We start from the raw sequence: 6000 nt of genomic DNA, 5'->3' as shown, positions 1-6000 counted from the left end.
CGCATTCACCCAGTCGATGTGCCCGGTGGGGGCGGCTCGTTCTGTCCCAGCCTCCAAGTCCCACACCCGCACCGTGTGGTCGGAGCTGGTGGTGACAGCATGCGGGCGGCCTTCGATCTGCGTTATCGCCACCGCATTCACCTGGCCGGTGTGACCGGTGAGAGCGGCGCGTTCAGTCCCAGCCTCCCAGTCCCACACCCGCACCGTGTGGTCGACGCCGATGAGGGCATGCGGGCGGCCCTCTATCTGCGTTATCGCCACCGCATTCACCTGGCCGATGTTGCCGGTGAGGGTGGAGCGTTTGGTCCCAGCCTCCAGGTCCCACACCCGCACCGTGTGGTCGTGGCTGGTGGTGACAGCATGCGGGCGGCCCTCGATCTGCGTCACCGCCAGCCTAATCACCTGGTCGGTGTGGCCGGTGAGAGTGGCACGTTCAGTCCCAGCCTCCAGGTCCCACACCCGCACCGTGCGGTCGTTGCTGGTGGTGACAGCATGCGGGCGGCCCTCGATCTGCGTTATAGCAATCGCGAATACCAGGCTGGTATGGCCGGTGAGGGTGGCCCGTTCGGTCCCAGCCTCCAGGTCCCACACTCGCACCCTGCTCTCGAGGCCTCTCGTGATGGCATGCGGGCGGCCTTCGATCTGTGCTATCGCTACCGCATTCACCTGGTCGGTGTGGCCGGTGAGGGTGGCCCTATTGGTGCCCGCTTCCAGGTCCCACACCCGCACCGTGTGGTCGGAGCTGGTGGTGACGGCGTGCGGGCGGTCCTCGATCTGTGCTATCGCTACCGCATTCAATTGGTCGGTGTGGCCGGTGAGAACGGCGCGTTCAGTCCCAGCCTCCAGGTCCCACACCCGCACCGTGTGGTCGGAGCTGGTGGTGACGGCGTGCGGGCGGTCCTCGATCTGTGCTATCGCTACCGCATTCACCTGGTCGGTGTGGCCGGTGAGGGTGGCCCTATTGGTGCCCGCTTCCAGGTCCCACACCCGCACCGTGTGGTCGGAGCTGGTGGTGACGGCGTGCGGGCGGTCCTCGATCTGCGTTATCGCCACCGCACCCACCCAGTCGGTGTGGCCGGTGAGGGTGGCGTGGTGAGCGGGGTTAACGAGGGTGCCGGTTGCCCAGCGGGGCGTCCAGGGGCGGGTGCGGGACAAGCGGGAGGCAAGGTGAGGTTGTTGGTAGCGGGCGGCATCGATCGCGAGGATGTCGCGGCGCTGGTCGGGGGGGAGCGTGATGTGGATGTTGGCTGAGGCGCGGTAGACCGCGGCGGCAAGGCGGGAATCCGCCGTTTGCATGGCCGGAGTGTGCAAGGCGAACGCGTTTAGGAGATGTGGGGGGTGAGCGTGGACGAGGTACTCGGCGTCACGCACGAAGCCGTTGAGAATGTCGCCGGCGGCGGCGTGGGTGGCGACGTGGTGGCGGATGTAGGGGTGAGCCGCGGGCCAGTCGGTGAGTTCGGTTACTGGATCGGTAGAGACCAGGCGAGCGAGTGTGAGGGCGATGAGGGCTTGGTCGTCGGCTGCTCGAGCGGGGCGGCGCAAGTGTTCGGCCATTGTCTCGTGGAAGAGCCGGTAGGTGGATCCGTGCGGTGAGCAGGTTTCAGTGATGTAGGCGCCGGCATGGGCGTGGAGCCAGTCGAGATCGTCGTTGGAACAGGGCACGCCCGAGAGGGCTTCGGCGAGTGGCGCCCAGAGAGTGGACCAGGGCAGACCGGTGCCCTGGGCGTATGCGAGCGGGCGCAGGAGCCGTTCAACTTTGGGGCGCTGCGTGCCGAAGCGGTCGAGGTAGGCTGCGAACGCCTCCCCGGCGTCACTGGGCAGGCGTTCGCGCCAGCCGGACCGGCTGGTGTCGATGCGGATCTGGCCGTGGACGAGAGCGCGTGCGGTCATCCGGGCCACCAGGAAGGACGAACCTGCGCGCCGGGCGATGCCGGCGGCAACAGTGGCCGCCAGGTCTTGCAGGCCCCGGTACGGAGAGCGGGAGTGGGGATCCTCGGCGTCTTCAAGGAGGGCTTGGGCATAGGCGACGATGTCACCGGCGGTGAGGTAGACCGGCTCGTCTAGGTCGATGACCAGGACGGCGTGGCCGAGGGCTCGAATTTGAGGGGATCGGGTACCGATCACGAGCCGTACGGACGGCATTACGGACAAGGGCTGGAGGAGTTCACGGGCGACGCGCAGGCTCTCACCGGCATCGCCGGCGATCCCGGCCTCATCCAGAGAATCGACTACGACAGCCACCGGGTCGGTCCGTGCTGCCAAGGCGGTCAGGATGTCGTCCCGCCCTGCTTCGGCGGGCAGGCCCAGAGCCGCGGCAAGGTCGGCCACCAGATCTTCCAATGGCACGCGGCGCGCATGCAGGGGAATCACCGGCAGCGGAGGACGGCCTGCGGTCGCTGATGATGCGCTGTGCAGCCCGGCAGAGAGGGACGCTGTTGGTTCAGGCTGGGTATGGTCGCTGCACGTCAGCAGACGCCCCAGCAAGGCCGACTTGCCTGAGCCGGGCTTTCCGGTGACAACGCGGGCCTTGCGGTCGTGCTCAGCGTCGGCTGTGGTGAGGAAGGCCGTAAGTTCCTGCAGCGCGCGTGTACGGCCTATGAAGTAGTCGCCGCGCTCGCCAACATGCTCCACGCCCCGGCTGCGTGGACCGAAGAACCCCGCGTGACGGCGGCGCAATTGGGCCAGGGCGGCGAGGTCGATGCCGTCGGTGGGCAGGCCAGGGATGAAGATGCGGCTGGGAAAGAAGGGGTCCTGGCCGTCGGTCTCTGACGTGGTCAGACGGGCCTGCTGGAGCCGCCGGTGCTGGGCGAAATACTCGTTGACGCGTTCGGTGACTTCCCGCACGCTCATGAACTGCTGGGTGACGCCGTGCCGGGGGTTGGTGAACGCATCGGTGAGCGCATCCACGAATGCATTGTCCTTGGCGCGATCCTTGGCTCGTGCGGCCGCCAAGTGCCAGCGGTTCGCCCGCTCCCGGTGGAGGTGGGCGAGTTCACCGGCCAGCCTGTTGATGTCCTGCGTGCCGGCCGCGGCGTAGCAGGTATCCAGCATGACCAGCAAGTGCCCGACCTCGCTCATCACCAGCGGGCGCGCCAGGTCTTCAGCAGCTAGGGCCCGTGCACGGCGGCCGGGCTGGCTGTCGGTGCACTGGAGGTAATGACGGTCAGCGGCTCGGAAGCCGTGGCCGGCGAAGTACACCACCACGATGTCCTGTGGGCCCAGCAGCGCTTCTTCCGCCCAGTTCTCGATACCCTCGGCGAGCATGGCCCGTGTCGGGTTGAGGACGAGGCCGGGAAGCACATGGGTGTAGCCCATGGGCTCCAGCAGCTCGCGCATCCGCTCGGCGTCCCGCCCCGCACCAGCCAAATCAGTGATTCCCGGGTGTTGGTGTGTCTCCACCCCGGCAGTGATCAGGAAGCGTCGCCCCTCCCCCCGGCCCAGATGGTGAGACTGGGACGGCTGCGGTGTAGACACCATCGCTACCCCTGCAGTCCCACGGCAATCGCCGACGCGGTCTTTGGCGCCGTCAGGTACCGCTGGAGATCATGCATCTGCACCCCGTTGGTAATCGTCCGGTCGGCAACCGCTCCGGCAGGCCCGGGCGCGAAGCAAGGTGCCAGGGTTTTCACGAGGGCGACGATGTCGCCGGGGTCCGCGATGTTCGTCCACCGCACTACGCTCCCCGGCCACGCGCCACGGCCCTCTGCTGGCAGAGGGCTAAGACGGCGGAAGATCACCGGCAGGCCCAGCGGCGAGCCCACCGTCACCAGGTCCGTCACCGGCCACTCAGGGTGCTCACACAGCGTCTCGTACGCAACCACGGACCCCAGCGAATGCGCCACTACGACCCTGGTATCAGCCTGAATATCCGCTGCCACCGCGGCGCGAGCCGCCTGCCAGACAGGCGGCTCGTCCAGATAGCGGCGCACCTGCTTCAACTCACCGATCAACATCCGCTCCGTCACCGGCTTGAAGAACCGTGCGCTGGACAGCGCGTCCAAGGCTGCCCGCACTCGCTGCGACAACAGCAGCCGCGAGGCACCGAACCCCACCGCCCCGCGCGTGTCTTCCTCCTCGACGGGAGGAACACCTTCATCGATCGCCGCAGCCTGCTGCCACCACGCGCCAAGAAGGTCCGCTTCAAGCCCCTTCTCAACATCGTGCTCATTCCAGGGCGGCAGCTCGTCAGATCGCGTACCAGGCTCGACAAACACGTCCCCGTAGAAAGCACACGTCACATCGTCCTGCGTCAGCCGTATCCCCGACGCCAGGCGCACACCGTCACGCAGCGCGGTCCCCAGCCGCAGTGAGAGCAACTCCGGTCCCTCGTACTGCTGGCCGATCCCGTGCACTAGCACGACTCGCGCCATGCCACTCACCCCCGAACGCGATCCCCGAGCCATCCAGGCTAACCGCGCATTCAGCCCATCGCAGGCGAATCAACGCCTCACCGCTACATTCGACGAGCTGCCGGGTTCCAGTACCTACCGTGTTTCTCTGCTGGCATGCGGGCAAGGCAACCGAGGTGGCCAGTGGAGCGCCGCATGCAGCCGCTGGGGCCTGAAGAACCGGCCGCGATCGGGGTCGTGTCTCGTTTAGTGACCCCCGACCATGGGCTTCCGCCCTTCGCTGTCGTGCGTGTTGCCAGCCGAGACGCCGACGAGGAGGGGCAGTCCGTTCGCGTCCGACAAGATGTGCATCTTGGAATCCGGCTTGCCGCGGTCCACGGCTGGCTCATGCTGCACCGGCGCCTGGCCCGCGACTACGAAACCAAGCCTGGTTGGTCGCCTATCCGGCAGCACTCGACCTGCCGCACGGCCTAACTACTGACCTTTTGGGGGTGGTGACGGGTGGTGATCCCTGCGGTAGGCCGGTGGTATGCGGTACGCGCAGGGTGGTGGGCTGACCGCGGAGCGGCGGCGGTTTCGGGAGCGGATCCGGTACGAGGCGGGCGAGCGGTTCGCTCGTGGTGAGAGAACTGCGGTGATCGCGAGGGATCTGCGGGTCAGTGAGCGGTCGGTGGAGCGCTGGCGTCGTGCCTGGCGGGAGGGCGGTTTGGACGCGCTGGCGTCCGCGGGACCGCCGAAACTGCCCAAGCTGTCCGACGGGCAGTTCGTCGAGTTGGAGCAAGAGTTGGCGTTGGGGCCCGCCGTGCATGGCTGGGAGGACCAGCGGTGGACCCTGGCCCGGATCAGGGTGCTGATCGCCCGGAAGTTGTCCGACCTGGATGATTCCTCCCTCCGCCAAGGACAGCCGTCCTCCTCTTCTCGTGAACGAAGAGGAAGGGCCGGCGCTACCGATCAGGAGGGGGGCGGTGGCAGCGAGCTTGGGCCTGCTGGTCGCGTTTGCATCGCGGTGCCGAAGGCTAGGCATCCTGGAGACGTGCAGCGCATGTAGGCGCTCGCGTCTCTCACGCCTTGGCCGCGCAAGTAGTCGCTCTCGCTGCTCGTCAGGGGCCGGAACTGCTGCATTTGGCCGCACGATGGGCAGCGTCGCCGCGCTCCAACCGCCCCTCGCCGAACGCCCGGGGCAGGTGCGTCCGTCCCAACGGACGGATGCGTTGTGCCACGTGCCCGTTTCAGCTCCGCCACACCGCGGGTGCCTGCTCCCTCACCCTCAGGATAGGGGTGGGCGGCTGGATAGGGGGGTCTGAAGCCGGGGGCACGTTTGGAAACCACAGCCAACACCCGTCCCAGGAACGACTCTGCGGCGATCATGACGCGCTCCCCGATGGATTGGTCTCCTGCTGAGTGTCAACGCTGGCTCCGCCTGACGGATTCCCGCTCGCCCCCGGGACTGCCCCCAATGCGGCGCCAACGGCGTTTGTCACGGCCAAGGGAATGAACGCGGTCACTTGCTCCACAACTGAGAGCGCGCCGATACCAAGGAAGTAGGCCACGATCGGGGATATGGCTTCTGGGTAACTCGCCACGATGACGGCGGGCAGCGCCCCGCTAACCAAGAGGGTGAGTGCGCTGGCGACGCAGTACGCCCGCCACC

The 6000-nt window shown here is 67.4% G+C and carries 2 protein-coding genes and 2 pseudogenes; 1 reads left to right on the top strand and 3 read right to left on the bottom strand.

Annotation, left to right across the window (positions count from 1 at the left end):
• The 3 genes and pseudogenes from ACZ66S_RS02325 to ACZ66S_RS02315 form a co-directional block, all read right to left on the bottom strand.
• Positions 1-3477, bottom strand: a 3477-nt coding sequence (locus tag ACZ66S_RS02325) for a caspase family protein (protein ID WP_469899044.1), incomplete at its 3' end; no start/stop codon positions are given.
• Positions 3478-3479: 2 nt separating this feature from the next.
• A complete protein-coding gene (locus ACZ66S_RS02320) occupies positions 3480-4370 on the bottom strand; it encodes an antibiotic ABC transporter ATP-binding protein (RefSeq protein WP_469899043.1) in 891 nt (296 codons plus the stop codon).
• Positions 4371-4598: 228 nt separating this feature from the next.
• Positions 4599-4727 (bottom strand): annotated as a pseudogene (locus tag ACZ66S_RS02315) (IS5/IS1182 family transposase); the annotation flags it as partial.
• Positions 4728-4878: 151 nt separating this feature from the next.
• On the opposite strand from ACZ66S_RS02315, the pseudogene ACZ66S_RS02310 reads away from it, so the two are divergent.
• Positions 4879-5211, top strand: a pseudogene (locus ACZ66S_RS02310) (helix-turn-helix domain-containing protein); the annotation flags it as partial.
• Between the last annotated feature and the right edge of the window lie 789 nt (positions 5212-6000).

The sequence above is a fragment of the Streptomyces sp. NPDC107471 genome (assembly GCF_055582845.1).
This window is presented reverse-complemented; position numbering and strand designations above follow the sequence as displayed.

Bases quoted from the DNA above. Each gene is read 5' to 3' on its own strand.
- ACZ66S_RS02320 (WP_469899043.1), bottom strand. From the start codon at position 4,370: ATGGCGCGAGTCGTGCTAGTGCACGGGATCGGCCAGCAGTACGAGGGA.